Origin of the sequence: Pelagerythrobacter marinus (assembly GCF_034375205.1) — a bacterium.
Taxonomy (GTDB): domain Bacteria; phylum Pseudomonadota; class Alphaproteobacteria; order Sphingomonadales; family Sphingomonadaceae; genus Pelagerythrobacter; species Pelagerythrobacter marinus.
This window is the reverse complement of the sequence record NZ_CP139719.1, coordinates 510,001-524,613: the sequence shown is the minus strand read 5'-3', so window position 1 is coordinate 524,613 and position 14,613 is coordinate 510,001. Positions and strand designations below refer to the sequence as shown.

12 protein-coding genes, 1 tRNA gene and 2 rRNA genes (1 of these 15 only partly in view) are annotated in these 14,613 nt (G+C 65.6%); 6 read left to right on the top strand and 9 right to left on the bottom strand.

The annotated features are described in order from the left end of the window. Positions 1-3: 3 nt before the first annotated feature. From T8T98_RS02435 to T8T98_RS02415, 5 genes are all read right to left on the bottom strand, one after another. Positions 4-1,302 (bottom strand): MFS transporter, encoded by a 1,299-nt coding sequence (locus T8T98_RS02435; protein ID WP_251104181.1) that lies wholly within the window; start codon positions 1,300-1,302, stop codon positions 4-6. 2 nt (positions 1,303-1,304) lie between these two features. Beyond that, on the bottom strand, positions 1,305-1,667 hold the full coding sequence (locus T8T98_RS02430; RefSeq protein WP_251104182.1) for a cupin domain-containing protein: 363 nt from the start codon (positions 1,665-1,667) through the stop codon (positions 1,305-1,307). A gap of 1 nt (position 1,668) precedes the next feature. After that, on the bottom strand, positions 1,669-3,873 hold the full coding sequence (locus T8T98_RS02425) for an alginate lyase family protein (protein ID WP_322295795.1): 2,205 nt from the start codon (positions 3,871-3,873) through the stop codon (positions 1,669-1,671). Between the two features lie 5 nt (positions 3,874-3,878). Continuing rightward, a complete protein-coding gene (locus tag T8T98_RS02420) occupies positions 3,879-6,083 on the bottom strand; it encodes a polysaccharide lyase 6 family protein (protein WP_251104184.1) in 2,205 nt (734 codons plus the stop codon). Positions 6,084-6,264: 181 nt separating this feature from the next. Beyond that, the gene (locus tag T8T98_RS02415) at positions 6,265-6,978 is read right to left on the bottom strand and encodes a FadR/GntR family transcriptional regulator (RefSeq protein WP_251104185.1); all 714 of its coding nucleotides are present in this window, start codon (positions 6,976-6,978) and stop codon (positions 6,265-6,267) included. Between the two features lie 257 nt (positions 6,979-7,235). Between T8T98_RS02415 and T8T98_RS02410 the strand changes: the two genes are divergently transcribed. Genes T8T98_RS02410 through arsB form a run of 4 tightly spaced genes read left to right on the top strand, consistent with a single transcriptional unit; the run spans position 7,236 to position 9,579 of the window. Further along, positions 7,236-7,586, top strand: a complete 351-nt coding sequence (locus tag T8T98_RS02410; protein WP_251106002.1) for an ArsR/SmtB family transcription factor — start codon at positions 7,236-7,238, stop codon at positions 7,584-7,586. Further along, positions 7,583-8,050, top strand: coding sequence for an ArsI/CadI family heavy metal resistance metalloenzyme (locus T8T98_RS02405; protein ID WP_251104186.1), 468 nt, complete (start codon positions 7,583-7,585; stop codon positions 8,048-8,050). The genes T8T98_RS02410 and T8T98_RS02405 overlap by 4 nt, the downstream gene beginning before the upstream one ends. Beyond that, positions 8,047-8,454 (top strand): arsenate reductase (glutaredoxin), encoded by a 408-nt coding sequence (gene arsC / locus T8T98_RS02400; RefSeq protein WP_407675111.1) that lies wholly within the window; start codon positions 8,047-8,049, stop codon positions 8,452-8,454. The genes T8T98_RS02405 and arsC overlap by 4 nt, the downstream gene beginning before the upstream one ends. Positions 8,455-8,514: 60 nt before the next feature. Then, the gene (gene arsB, locus T8T98_RS02395) at positions 8,515-9,579 is read left to right on the top strand and encodes an ACR3 family arsenite efflux transporter (protein WP_251104187.1); all 1,065 of its coding nucleotides are present in this window, start codon (positions 8,515-8,517) and stop codon (positions 9,577-9,579) included. Between the two features lie 30 nt (positions 9,580-9,609). Here arsB and T8T98_RS02390 read toward each other — a convergent pair whose 3' ends face one another. Further along, positions 9,610-10,140, bottom strand: a complete 531-nt coding sequence (locus T8T98_RS02390) for a hemerythrin domain-containing protein (RefSeq protein WP_251104188.1) — start codon at positions 10,138-10,140, stop codon at positions 9,610-9,612. Positions 10,141-10,356: 216 nt separating this feature from the next. Between T8T98_RS02390 and T8T98_RS02385 the strand changes: the two genes are divergently transcribed. Further along, positions 10,357-10,884 carry a copper chaperone PCu(A)C gene (locus T8T98_RS02385; protein ID WP_251104189.1) on the top strand — a complete coding sequence of 176 codons (528 nt, stop codon included), beginning with the start codon at positions 10,357-10,359 and terminating at the stop codon, positions 10,882-10,884. A gap of 47 nt (positions 10,885-10,931) precedes the next feature. Then, a complete protein-coding gene (locus tag T8T98_RS02380) occupies positions 10,932-11,258 on the top strand; it encodes a hypothetical protein (protein ID WP_251104190.1) in 327 nt (108 codons plus the stop codon). 133 nt (positions 11,259-11,391) lie between these two features. Here the strand turns inward: T8T98_RS02380 and T8T98_RS02375 are convergent. The 3 genes from T8T98_RS02375 to T8T98_RS02365 all read right to left on the bottom strand — a co-directional run. Next, positions 11,392-11,468: transfer RNA gene (locus T8T98_RS02375), tRNA-Met, on the bottom strand. 121 nt (positions 11,469-11,589) lie between these two features. Then, positions 11,590-11,704 (bottom strand): 5S ribosomal RNA (rrf, locus tag T8T98_RS02370). 164 nt (positions 11,705-11,868) lie between these two features. Then, positions 11,869-14,613 (bottom strand): 23S ribosomal RNA (locus T8T98_RS02365); it runs 47 nt beyond the window's last position.

Genomic DNA, 14,613 nt, shown 5'->3' with positions numbered 1-14,613 from the left:
CTTTCACGAAGGGGTAACGGCGCTGGGCCGCCCCGTTTTGGGATTGAGGGGTTTGATCCGCGGGCACAGGAAGAAGACCGATGCCACGGTCAGGATCGCCAGCGCCGCGCCGACCGCGAAGGCGGGGGCGTAGCTGTCGGCGGTGATGATCGGGATCAGGAAGTTCAGCCCGACCACCGCGAGCTTGGCCGCGGTCCCGGCATAGCCGGCCAGGGTGCCGACCGACTTGCCCGAATAGAAATCGCTCGGCAGCGTCTGGATATTGCCGACCGCCGTCTGGAAGCCGAACAGGATCGCCGCCATCAGCAGGACCGCGGCCAGCGGGGTCGAGGCCTGGATCGTGAGCAGGAGCGAGACGAGCATGATCGCCCCGCCCAGCGCGATCACGCTCTTGCGGGTGCGGTTGACCGACCAGCCGGCCTTGATCCGGTTCTGCGCCAGGATGCCGCCGAACCAGGCGCCGAACATCGCGCCGACATAGGGCACCCAGCCGTAGAGCCCGATTTCGGCGACTCCGAAGCCGTAAGTCTCGGCCAGGTAGAGCGGCAGCCAGCCGACGAAGAGCCACCAGATCGGATCGAGGAAGAACGAGGCGAGGATCACGCCCCAGCTTTCCTTGCGCGACAGGATTTCCCCGGCCGAAGGCGCGTAAGTGACGACTTCGTTGGTTTCCAGGTCGCGCTGGCCGGTCAGGATATAGTCGCGCTCTTCCGCGCTCAGCCAGGGATGCGCCTCGGGCCCGGTCTTGTAGACGATCAGCCAAGGCACCAGCCAGAGGAAGCCGAGCGCGCCGATCGCGATGAAGGTCGCCTGCCACGATTCGAGGAAGACGAAGAGATAGGCGACGACCGGGGCCGAGACGATCCCGCCGATCGCGGCGCCCGAATTGAAGATCCCCTGCGCCAGTGCGCGCTCGCGGATCGGGAACCATTCGGCATTGGCCTTGGTCGCGCCGGGCCAGTTGCCGGCCTCGGACACGCCCAGCAGCGCGCGAAACAGCGCGAAGCTGAACAGGCCGCGGGCGAAGGCATGGAGGATCGTCGCCGCCGACCAGACGACGATCGACAGGACGAAGCCCAGCCGGGTGCCGATCCAGTCGAAGATCTTGCCGAACAGCGTCTGGCCGAAGGCATAGGCGAACGTGAAGACGTTGAGGATGATCGCATAGTCGAGCTTGCTCATCCCCAGGTCCTGCGAGATCTCGGGCCAGAGCAGGCCGAGCGCACCGCGGTCGATGTAATTGATCACGGTGGCCACGGCGACGAGCGCGACGATGGTCCAGCGGAAGCGGTTGCGAAGCATGGTCAGCCCTCCTCGCCCAGGAAATCGGCACGCGCCGGGTTGAAGGTGTCGAGCAGGCAGCCCGCTTCGAGGCAGAGGGCCCCGTGGTCGAGGAACGGCGCGACGTAGAAGCCGTCGCCGGCCTCCAGCTCGCGCTCTTCGCCGTCGATCGTCACGCGGAAGCGGCCGCTCTCGACGTAGGAAGACTGGCTGTGCGGATGCGAATGGACCCGGCCGATGGCGCCCTGTTCGAACCATACCCGGCAGACCATGAGATCGGGGCCATGGCCCAGGATCTGGCGGCGGATGCCGGGATCGACCTGTTCGATCGCGGTTTCGGCCGCCGGGGTGAAGGCCGGCGAGCGGCGCTGGATATCCCGGTGCATGTCAGTTTCCTCCCCGCCCGATCTCGACGATCGCGGCAAATCCCGACCAGGCGATCTCGCGCCCGTCGACCGTCGCGCTGTGGCGCGCGCCCGGATCGGTGTCGTGCGAAACGGCCAGCGCGACCTGCCCGCCGTCCTTCAGCGTCAGCACGACGATGTCCTTCCCGCCCTGCCGCTCGTGACGCATGGCGGCCACGCGGCTGCGGCTGGCGACGGTCTGTTCCGCCGCCCCGTCGTAGCGGCCGTGGCTTTCCAGCAGGGTGGCGAAAGTCGTCCCGCCCGCGCTCTCGCGGCGCAGCAGGACCAGCGGCTCGCGGCGCAAGTTGAAATCGGGATCGTTGGCCCCGACCTGGCCCAGGACCGCGCGGGTCGCGCCGTCGGTGGCGAAGCGATAGGTGTAGAAACGCCCGTCGAGCAGCCAGGTCAGCGCGCCGTCGCCCGCCGCCGGCGTGGCCTCCGCATCGACCCAGACATGCTGGTAGCCGTGGCCTTCGCCCAGCACCGGGCGCGCGGCGACGTGGCTTTCGACCGGGAAGCCCAGTTCGATCACCGCGCCCTGGTAATGCAGCGGCAGGTCGTAGGAATGCGTGCCCTCGCTCTCCGCGGTGACGAGATCGAACACCACCGGGCTTTCCAGCCCCGGCACATCGGCCATCACCAGCGTGCGGACGATGCCCACCCCCGGATAGGCGCCATCGACGCGGGCGCTGGAAACCTGCAGGCCGGGTTCGACCGAGAAATGGAGCTGTTCGGGCGCGACCGCGCTGGCCGGCCTGACCTTGCCGTCGAAGTGGCTGCGCCCGTCCACGACCAGCGCGTTGTGCGCCAGGGTCTGCTTGGCCCAGGTCTCGTTCTCGGGCAGGTAGCGTCCGCCCTCCTTGGCCTCGATATTGAGGAACCGCGCCGCGCCGTAATCGCGCACGATCTCGTGCCCGTTGTCGTAAAGCTGCCAGCTGAGCTTGTCGAAATGGCCGTGGCCCATGCCCTGCGACGAATTCTTGGCCACCAGCGCGGTGTGCCGCGGCCCCTCGCCTTCGCGCAGGATCGCGACCGCCCCCTGCTCGCCCTCCGGCCCGTCGCGCAGCAGCATGGAGCGGAACGGAAACGGCTCCGCCCGCCCGGCGGCCAGATCGGCCGCGACCATCCGCCCCGCCCGGGTCAGGACCGTGCGATCCTGCATCCGCGCGATCGAGAGAAGGCTCGGGTCGCGGGTCTGGGCATAGGCGATGGCGATGCCGTGGTAGAGTTCCTCGGTCCGCAGGCTCTTGTCCTTCAGCGCATCGTTGAAGGGGAAGAAATAGCCGCCGTATGTCAGCTGGATCGTCGTCCGCAGGGCCTTGAGGAGAATGCCGTCGCGATGTTCGAAGATGCGCCGCTGCGGATCGTTGCGCGCGATCGCGTCGGCGAAGACCATGAACGGCATCAGGGCATAGCGCTGGTAATAGGGGCCTTCGGCGTAATAGCCGTCGGGGGAGAAGAGCAGCTCGGTCTGGCGCAGGAACCCGGCCTGGCCGCTCTTGTCCGAACCCAGCAGCGCGCGCTCGACGAGGTCGCGGTCCCCCAGCAGGTAACCGGTCATCCCGACGCCGGCGGTCGCCCAGGTCGCGTGGTTGTGGATACGGTCGAACGTGGCCTGCGATTCGACCGAGAGGAAATGCGCGGCGCGGCGGAAGACCTGGCTGTCGATCCGCTCGCGGTCGGCGGCGCTCAGCCCGTCGCGGATCTCGGCATAGCCCTGCACCGCGTGGACCAGCCAGACCGCGTCGTTGAGCACCTGCCAGAACAGGCGGCCCGCGTTCTGGTTGCTGCGCGCCGGGTGATCGCCGAGCGTGGGATAGAGATCGGCATAGGCGAGCAGCATCGCGCGCACGTAGTCGGCATAGGCCTGGTCCCCGGTGATCCGGTAAAGCTGCCCCGACAGCAGGATCGCGCGGTAATTGCGCTTGTGCTGCTCGTGCGTGTAGCCGCCGCCCGGGTCGCGCGGCTGCGGCACAACCACGCCGGCTTCCATCATCCCGGCGACGAAAGCGCGCGCCCGCGCGAACTCGTCGGCATAGAGCGGCGGCAGGTCCGCCGCGGGCGTCGCCGGCGCCGATGCCGCCTGCTCCGGCGCGACGGGCGCCTGGGCGTGGGCCGGCGCGGCGGGAAGGGCCAGCGCCAGCGCGCTCGCCGGCACCGCCGCCAGCAGGGCGGCGCGTCTGGTCAAGTGGTTCACAGGCTTTCCTCCGGGATCGTTTCATTGTCGCGCAGTTCGGCCCGCGGCTCGCCCGGGAAGACCAGCTCGCGCACGACCGGCGGCGGCGTCTGCGCAAAGCGGTTGCCGACGATCGCGGTCGCCGGCGTCCCCACCGTGTGCTCGACCACAGGCGGGGCCGCGTTCTCGAAGCTGTTACCCGCGAGCGAGGCGACCTGGACGCCGTGGAGATGGATCGACGCGCCCTGCCCCGCCCCGGTGCGGCCGACATTGCGGAAGGTATTGCCGGAAACGGTGACGATCGGGCCGAACGTGCTCTCGTCGGTGCCGCCGCGATAGACGGCCGCCGCGGGGCCGCCGACGTCGGCGAACGTGCTATCCGCGATGTCGAGATACTCGACGTTGTAGCGGCCGAAATCGTCGGTTTCGGCCTGGGCGGAGACGATCGCCCCGGTGATGTCGGCGAAGATGCTGTCGCGGATAGTCACGCGGTCGGCCAGCGCGCCCTTGCCGATCGCGAGCACGGCGAAGGACTTGTTGACCACGAGATCGCGGACCGTCACCGCGTCCAGCTCGACGCGGAAGTTCGCCTTGAGCGGGAAGGCGCTGGTGCGGATCACCGCATTGCCGACCGAATCGGGGGCCAGCGCGCCGTCGATCACCAGGTTGGCGAGGCGCAGGTTGCCGCCCTCGCGCAGCTCGACCAGCGACGGGCGGGTGAAGCGGACGATCGCGCTTTCGCGTCCGTCGGCACCGGCGATCGCCTCGGGTCCGCGGATGGTCAGCATCTCGTCCACCGCGATCACGCGGTTGGCGATGTGGACGCCCGGCTCCAGCAGCAGGACGTCGCCCGGCGCGGCCGAGGCCACCGCGCGGGCCAGCGTGTCCTCCCCCGGAGCGACGCGGGTGACGGTGCCGGAAAAGCCGAAGTCTGCCTGCGCGCCGGGTTTCGGATACCAGTCCACCCCGACGTCCGAGAGCGCGATCCGCGCCAGGTCGCGCGGGGCGCCCACGTCGACCAGCGCCGGATCGACCGGGTAGAGCAGGCCGTTGGCGGCCCGCTCCATCCGGGCCTGCACCTCGCGCAAGTGCGCGGCGGCGCTGTGCACCTCGCCGCGGACGACCGCGTTGCGATCGAAGGCAATGCCCGAGATGTCCGAATCGACCTCGACGAAAGTGCCCTCGCCCGCCCCGCCGAGCAGGTTGCCGGCGAAGACCGAGTTGACCGGCGCGGCCGAACGCTCCTCGTCGGCGCCCGCGCCCAGCGTGATGCGGGCGCTGTCGATCACCGTGTTGCGCTCGATCCGCGCGTTGTCGACCTGGACGTAGCGGTTGACCGGCGAATTGGGCACGCCGCTCATCACCGTCAGCGCGCTGGCGAAACCGCTGCCGCGCAGCCCCTCCATGTAATTGAAGCGCACCGTCTGGTTCCGGTTGATCACGCGGATGCCGCCGGTGTGGTCCTTGCCCCCGCCGAGGAAGACGTTGCGTTCCACCAGCGTGTCGTCGCCGTGGCGCAAGGTCAGCGCACCGCGCGAATTGAGGAAAAGGTTGCCGCGATAGACATTGCCGTTCGACTTGTTCGAGATGATCTCCACCTCGCCGTCGCACCGGTCGAACACGTTGTTCTCGACGATCGTGCCCGAACGGAACATCGAGTACTTGCTCGTCCCGATGCGGATCGTCTCCCCGCCGTTGGAGCCGAGCACCGGGCGCGGCCCGAAGTAGTTGTGATCGATGCGGTGGCCGTTCTCGCGGCTTTCGGGCGCGTCGAGCCGCACCGCCAGCGTCACGCCCTGGTTGGTCTTGCCGACCAGGTGGTTGTGATCGAAGCGGTTGTTCCGGCCGTAGATTCCCACCCAGTAATCGGATTCGAACCGGTCGGGCTTGTTGAAACGGTCGATCACGACCTGGGTCACGCGGCTGTTGCGCGCGAGGTCGTCCTTCGTCCGACGAAACGAGATCACTTCGCCGCGCGGGCTGTATCCGTCGCGGAAGACCAGGCCGGAGACGACGACGTGCTCGCCGCCGATGCGAAGGCTCGATTGCCCGGTGAGGAACACCGTGCCAGGCCGCTCGGCGACGACCGCGATCGGTTCATCCGCCGTGCCGCGGCCGGTCACCACCATGTCGAAATCGCGCCATTCGCCGCTGGCGAGGACGATGACGTCGCCCGCCTCGACGCGCGACAGCGCCGCGGCATAGCCCTCCTGGTCGCGCACCAGGTGGCGCTCCGCCTTCAGCGGACTCGCGGCCGCAACGGCTAGCAATAGCCACAGACCGACCCGTCCAAGCATCATCGTCCCCTCGCCCGTTCTTATTGGGTGCGACTATAGGGGTGGCGACGATACTGTCAATCAATCTGGCATAGGAGCGTCAGATTTTTCTGTAATACCAATTTGTCTAGCTCATCCGGGCGGCCACGAGGAAGCGCTCGCGGCTCTGCGACGCCTTCTGCTGGACCTCCTCCAGCGCCATGCGCTCGGTCGCGTCGAGCATGGCATTGATCAGGCGGTGGAAATGCTCGCGCATCGCGGCCCGCGCCGCCGCCGCGTCGCGATCGCGCAGCGCCTCGAAGACCGCGCGATGTTCGGCCGTGCGCGATTCGGCATCGTCCACGCAGACCGCCTCGTAAGTCGCCTTCACGTCGGGCAGGTCCTCGCGCATGCGCCACAAGGTGCGAATGGTATGGACCAGCGCGGCGTTGTTGGACGCCTCGGCAATGGTCTGGTGGAACAGCGCGTCGGCCTCGTTCGCGGCATCGTGATCGCCGGTCCGCATCTGCTCGATCAGTTCCTCCAGCCGCGCGACGCCTTCCTCGGTGATATTGTGCGCGGCGAGCGCGGCCGCCTCGGATTCGACCAGCAGGCGCGCCTCGGTCACTTCGAACGCGCTCGCCTTGGGCAGGGGCGCGTGGGCCGCCGGCTGCGCCTCGCTGACGTAGACGCCCGACCCGGTCTTGATCTCCAGCCGTCCGACGGCCTGGAGCGCGATCTCCGCCTCGCGGATCGTCACCCTGCTCACCCCGAGCCGCTCGGCCAGTTCCCGCTCCCCGGGCAGGCGCGTTCCGGGCGGGAACGCACCCTCGTCGATCAACTGGGCGATCTGTTCCGCCACCGATTGGAAGAGCCTTTTCCCGGCCATATCAACGCATCCCGTTATTGCCTGCACACTCTACTGTACCGATTTCTTAAACAATGCCTAGCGTCTATGCCAGTTTGCTTGCAGCGAGCGCCGTGATCGGCCGCGCCGAGCACGCTTTTCGGGCCGGCCCGCGCCCTGCGCCCGACAGGGCGGCGCGCTCACCATTTCGATGATCGTCGAAATTTCTGTTGACCGCTCTTGCCGCTGCTATTATTTCGACAATTATGGAAATGACACCTGACAGGATGGTGGCCGCCCTCGGGGCCCTCGCGCATGAACACCGGCTCGCGCTGTTCCGCCTGCTGGTCCAGGCGGGGGAAGACGGGATGCCGGCGGGCGCGATCGCGCAGGCGCTGGACCTGCCGAATTCCTCGCTGTCGTTCCACCTCGCCCACCTCACCCGCGCGGGCCTGATCGCCCAGCGCCGGCAGGGCCGATCGCTGATCTACAGCGCCGACTACCCGGCGATGAACGCGCTGGTCGGCTACTTGCTCGAAAACTGCTGCGGGGGCGCCGGCTGTGCTCCCGACACCGACGCGGCGCCCGTGCGCCGCCCCCTCGCTGAAAGGAAAACCGCATGAAGCGCCTGCACATCCATGTCGGAGTGGACGATCTCGACCGGTCGATCGGCTTCTATTCTACCCTTTTCGGGGCCGAGCCCACGCTCACGCGCGACGACTACGCGAAATGGATGCTCGACGATCCGCGCGTCAACTTCGCGATTTCGTCGGGCAATGCGCACAAGGGGGTCGAGCATCTCGGCATCCAGGTCGAGGACGCGCAGGAACTGGGCGAGGTCTTCGCCCGGCTGAAGGCGGCCGACCGCCCGCTCGTCGAGGAAGGGCAGACGACCTGCTGCTATGCCCGGTCGGAAAAATCCTGGATCGCCGATCCGCAAGGGGTGATGTGGGAAGCTTTCCTGACCACCGGCGAATCCACCGTCTATGGCGACACGCCGGACCTGGCCGCCCTCTCGCCCGGCGCGGCGGACGGGGCCTGCTGCGCCCCCGCGCTCACCCCCGACGCGCCGCGGTGCTGCGCGTGACGGTCGCGATCTATCACAACCCGGCCTGCGGCACGTCGCGCAACGCGCTCGCGCTGATCCGCGCCACCGGGGTCGAACCGCAGGTGATCGAATACCTGCAGACCCCGCCGGGCCGCGCGGAGCTGGAGCGCCTGATTGCCCGGATGGGCATTGCCCCGCGCGCGCTGCTGCGACGGAAAGGCACCCCCTACGACGAGCTGGGCCTCGACGACGAAACGCTGGACGACGGCGCGCTGGTCGAGGCGATGCTCGCCCATCCGATCCTGATCAACCGGCCGATCGTCACCACGCCGGCCGCGGCGCTGCTGTGCCGTCCTTCGGAGCGGGTCCTCGAGCTGCTCGGCCCGCTGCCGCGCGATTTCACCAAGGAAGACGGCGAGATCGTCAGGGCCCGCCCGGCCTGAGCGCGGCGCGCCGCCATTCCATCGCCAGGCACCATCACTTCATCACGGGAACGCACACCGATGGCCTCGATCGCCGATAACCGCCCTGCCGCCGAAGCGCTCGGTACGTTCGAACGCTGGCTCTCGCTCTGGGTCGCGCTCGCCATCGGCGCGGGGATCGCGCTCGGCAATCTCGCGCCCGGGCTGTTCGCCAGCCTCGCCGCGTTCGAATATGCCTCGGTCAACCTCGTCGTCGCGGTGCTGATCTGGGCGATGATCTACCCGATGATGGTGGCGGTGGATTTCGCCAGCCTGCGCGATCTCGGACAACGGCCCAAGGGGCTGGTGCTGACGGTGATCGTCAACTGGCTGGTCAAGCCGTTCACGATGGCCGCGCTGGCGGTGCTGTTCTTCGAGGTGGTCTTCGCCGATCTCATCGCGCCCGGCGACGCCCGGCAGTATATCGCCGGGCTGATCCTGCTGGGCGCGGCGCCGTGCACGGCGATGGTCTTCGTCTGGTCGCAGCTGACCCGCGGCGACCCGGCCTATACCCTGGTGCAGGTCTCGGTGAACGACGTCATCATGGTGTTCGCCTTCGCCCCGATCGTGGCGCTCCTGCTCGGCGTGGCGGAGATCGCCGTGCCGTGGCAGACGCTGCTGCTGGCGACGGGCCTCTACGTCGTGCTCCCGCTGGTCGCCGGCGCGCTCACCCGCCGCTGCCTGGTGCGCCGGGCGGAGGGCGACGACGCGGCGGTGACGCGGTTCGTCGCGCGGCTGAAGCCGCTGTCCATTCTCGGCCTGCTGCTCACCGTGGTCCTGCTGTTCGGGTTCCAGGCGCAGGTGATCGTCGCGCGGCCGCTGCTGATCGCGCTGATTGCCGTGCCGATCGTGATCCAGAGCTACGGCATCTTCGCCCTCGCCTATCTCGCCGCGCGCGCCTGGCGGATCCCGCACCCGATCGCCGCGCCCTGCGCGCTGATCGGAACCTCGAACTTCTTCGAGCTGGCGGTGGCGGTGGCGATCGGCCTGTTCGGGCTGGGCAGCGGCGCGGCGTTGGCGACGGTGGTGGGCGTCCTGGTCGAAGTGCCGGTCATGCTCTCGCTGGTCGCGATCGCCAACCGGACAAGGGCCGGCTTCGCGCCCTGACCGCCCCTGCGGGGCGGCCGGCGCGGCGGGTCAGTCGCAATAGCGGGCGTATTCCTGCGCGTATCGCTGGTTGAGGAAGGCCTTGTCCTCGGCGGAGGCTTTCTCGACCAGGTCCGGCAGCCAGCTGTCTTCTTCCTGGTAGATATGTTGCTGAACCGCGCTGCACACGTGGTCGAGCTTCTCGCGCCACTCCTCGCCCATCGGGTCCATCCGTTCGAGCTTGGCAAGCTGCACCTTGGTCATCGCGTGTTCTTCATAGGCCATGGCCGCATGGGTCTTGCCGCTATCCTCGGACACGACCGGATAGACGATCGCTTCCTCCGCCATGGCATGGCCGGTGAGCTCCTTCGCCAGCGCGCGCACGGCCTCGCGGCGCCCGGCGGCGTCATGGGCGGTGCGGGCCTGGTCGAACAGGCTCTCGATCCGCTCGTGCTGCTGCACGATCATCGCCAGCCACTCTTCACCCGCGGCCAGCCCCTGGATCTTGCGCCGGGCCTCGGCGCGCTGATCGTCGGTCGCGGCGGGGGTCACGGCGGCGGCGATCTTGTCGAGAAATGACATGTCGGTTTCCTTTCGCGAGATGCGGGGACATGTCGGCTCGACGCGGCGGACGCACCGCCCGTTCCCGGCCCCGGCGGATCGCTGCGCCCGATTGCGACGAGAGGTGGCCGGCCTGCGACCGGATGGCCCGCTGCGCGCCGCGGGGAACCCTCGCGACGCCAACCTATTGATTGAGCACGCCCTCGATCGATCAGGAAACCAGTGGAGCGCAGGCAAATGAAACATCGCAAGTTGATCGGCCTCGTCATTGCAGCCGGTGCCGTGATCGCCGGCCTGGCCCTGTTCGGGCCGCTCGGCGAATGGCTGGCCGACGACGATTCGCAGCCTTCGGCGGCGGGCGAATTCGGCTCGGTCGTTTCGGTCAGCGACGTCGAGATCGCCCTTCCGCAGGAAGCAGGCGGCGCGGCAGCGATCTACTTCACCGCCACCAATCGCGGCGATCGCGGAGTCTATATCTCGGAAGTGCTCGTCGAGCACGGCAGCCGTGCCCAGTTCTTCGACCTCGAACGGCAGGTGCCCGACCAGACGGCCAATATCGACATTCCCGCCGGCGAGACCGTGCAACTGGAACCGGGGGATCCGGTCGCGCTGCTGACCGATTACGACGCAACCATCGTCCCCGGCGCGCAAGTCGACGTCCGGTTCGACTTCGGCACCGGGACGCCGGTGACGGTGCCGGCCACGGTGATCGCCGCGCGGGCCGACACGGGCGTCGACCGGCGACAGGACGTGAATGACGAGTGACGCCCGCCGGCAATGACCGGCACAGCGTTGGGTAGAGGAGAGAAGCAATGAGCGACGACGCCAGGCATACCCAGGCGATGCCGCCGAAAGGCGCGCCGAGCGGCGAATCCGCGCGAGGCGAGCGCGACGATCGTCCCGCCGAATCCCGGCGGACGGGGGGCAGCGACGACGGCGCGCCCTACCCCGGTCCGCGCGGCGGCAAGGCCCGATCCGATGGCGAGGGCTTTGCCGACGGCTTCCAGTCGCACGGCGGGCAGTCGGTCAACAGCTATCACGGCACCGGACAGCTGGGCCGCGACAAGCAGGGCGGCGGCAACCGCAACGCCGGCTCACGCGAAAACGACGGCGGGGCGGACAAGCGCTCCGAAGACTGAACCCGCGGCGCGCACGCTGCGATGGGCCGGCACGCGAGGGCGCACACCGCGAAAGGTTCGGTCCCACCGTGGACGAGGGACGAGCTGCGGCGCGCAAGGCCGGCGAATTCCGAGCAAGGGAATGTGGTAAGGTTGGTTGCGGGGGTTGGATTTGAACCAACGACCTTCAGGTTATGAGCCTGACGAGCTACCGGACTGCTCCACCCCGCGGCACCGATTTTTCTGCGTCCTTCGGAGACGCAAAAAGGGCCTCGAAGGCCCTCCTTGATCCGGACCCTGAGGCCCGTTGACTTGTGAATGGGTTTATATCCGCGTGCCCGCCGGCTGCAATGCCTGGCGACGACCTACTCTCCCAACGCTTGAGCGTTAGTACCATCGGCGCTGTCCGGTTTCACGGCCGAGTTCGAGATGGGATCGGGTGGGTCACGGACGCTAAGGTCACCAAGCAATGAAGCAGGCGGACCGTGAACGATCGAAGGCATTGCTTCGAACGAACACGTTGCGGGTTTAAATCGATGCACCCTTTATTAGGGTATCAGGGCGTTATCCGGCCGTAGATATCCTCCACATCGAGGACAGCCTTGCAGGACTGTCGTTGATGGTGGGATTCAACAAGCGCGAACAGAACTATTAGGACCGGTTAGCTCCACGCATTACTGCGCTTCCACACCCGGCCTATCAACGTGATGGTCTATCACGGTTCGATGATTGCTTATCTTGAGGGAGGCTTCCCGCTTAGATGCTTTCAGCGGTTATCCCGTCCATACATAGCTACCCTGCTGCACCGCTGGCGCGATGACAGGTACACCAGAGGTATGTTCACCCCGGTCCTCTCGTACTAGGGGCAACTCCTCTCAACAATCGACGCCCACGGCAGATAGGGACCAAACTGTCTCGCGACGTTCTGAACCCAGCTCACGTACCACTTTAATTGGCGAACAGCCAAACCCTTGGGACCTGCTCCAGCCCCAGGATGTGATGAGCCGACATCGAGGTGCCAAACGATTCCGTCGATATGAGCTCTTGGGAATCATCAGCCTGTTATCCCCGGCGTACCTTTTATCCGTTGAGCGATGGCCCTTCCACGAGGGACCACCGGATCACTATGACCGACTTTCGTCTCTGCTCGACTCGTCAGTCTCGCAGTCAGGCAGGCTTATGCCATTGCACTCTTGCAGCCGGTTTCCAACCGGCCTGAGCCTACCATCGCGCGCCTCCGTTACTCTTTAGGAGGCGACCGCCCCAGTCAAACTACCCGCCACAGAGGGTCCCTACACCGGCTAACGGTGCGAGGTTAGACATCAGAAAACAACAGGGTGGTATTTCACCTATGGCTCCACACCAGCTGGCGCCGGTGCTTCAAAGCCTCCCACCTATGCTACACAGTTATTTCCTAATGCCACTCTGAAGCTGCAGTAAAGGTGCACGGGGTCTTTCCGTCTAACCGCGGGTACTCCGCATCTTCACGGAGAATTCAATTTCGCTGAGCATATCCTGGAGACAGTGGGGAAGTCGTTACGCCATTCGTGCAGGTCGGAACTTACCCGACAAGGAATTTCGCTACCTTAGGACCGTTATAGTTACGGCCGCCGTTTACTCGGGCTTCAATTCGGAGCTTGCACTCCTCCTCTTAACCTTCGAGCACCGGGCAGGCGTCACACCCTATACGTCGTCTTGAAACCGACTTAGCAGAGTGCTGTGTTTTTGCTAAACAGTCGCTACCCCCTGGCCTGTGCCCCCCGCTACTGCTTGCGCAATAACGGGGCCTCCTTCTTCCGAAGGTACGGAGGCAATTTGCCGAGTTCCTTCAGGATACTTCTCTCAAGCGCCTTGGTATACTCTACCTGACCACCTGTGTCGGTTTCGGGTACGGTCTATACGGAGAGGCTATTTCCTGGAACCGCTTGGCTGCCCGACCAATCCAATAAGGTCGAACAACTTCCACGATCCGTCACACATCTCCAGGCCCACGAATATTAACGTGGTTCCCATCGACTACCCCCTTCGGGCTCGTCTTAGGGGCCGGCTCACCCTGCGCCGATTAGCGTTGCGCAGGAACCCTTGGTCTTTCGGCGAGAGGGCATCTCACCCTCTTTGTCGCTACTCATGTCAGCATTCGCACTTCCGATACGTCCACCGTCGGTTACCCTTCGGCTTCACTCGCTTACGGAACGCTCCGCTACCGCTCATAGTAAACTATGAACCCTAAGCTTCGGTGCGTATCTTTAGCCCCGTTACATCTTCGCCGCAGGAACCCTTATTTAGACCAGTGAGCTGTTACGCTTTCTTTAAAGGATGGCTGCTTCTAAGCCAACCTCCTGGTTGTTTTGGGATTCCCACATGCTTTCCCACTTAGATACGACTTGGGGACCTTAGCTGTAGGTTAGGGCTGTTTCCCTTTTGACGACGGACCTTAGCACCCGCCGTCTGTCTGCCGGACAAGACTCGATGGTATTCGGAGTTTGGTTAGGTTTGGTACCGCTCGCGCAGCCCTAGCCCATCCAGTGCTCTACCCCCATCGGCATACATCCGACGCTCTACCTCAATAGATTTCGCGGAGAACCAGCTATTTCCCGGCTTGATTGGCCTTTCACCCCTAAACACAACTCATCCGAGCATTTTTCAACATGCAACGGTTCGGCCCTCCAGTGCGTGTTACCGCACCTTCAGCCTGGTCATGCCTAGATCGCCGGGGTTCGGGTCTAATTCATCATACTCGGTCGCCCTATTCAGACTCGCTTTCGCTGCGCCTACACCTAACGGCTTAAGCTTGCATGATAAATTAAGTCACTGACCCATTATGCAAGAGGTACGCTGTCACCCCCTATGGGGCTCCAACTGCTTGTAAGCATCCGGTTTCAGGTACTGTTTCACTCCCCTAATCGGGGTGCTTTTCACCTTTCCCTCACGGTACTGTGTTCGCTATCGGTCATGTACGAGTATTTAGGCTTGGAGGGTGGTCCCCCCATGTTCAGACAGGATTACACGTGTCCCGCCCTACTCGAGTCCTTCATCATCACTTTCGCATACGGGGCTGTCACCCGCTATGGCCACTCTTTCCAAAGTGTTCTGCTAGTTGAAATGAAGGCACTGGCCTGGTCCCGGTTCGCTCGCCACTACTACGGGAATCTCTGTTGATGTCTTTTCCTCCGGGTACTGAGATGTTTCAGTTCCCCGGGTTCGCTTCACCAAAGCTATATATTCACTTCGGTGATACCCTATCCACCTCTTTCCGAGTGCCCCGAAGGGCAATCGAAAGGAAATGGTGAGGGTGGGTTTCCCCATTCGGAAATCGCCGGATCAAAGCTTGCTCACAGCTCCCCGACGCTTATCGCAGCGTGCCACGTCCTTCATC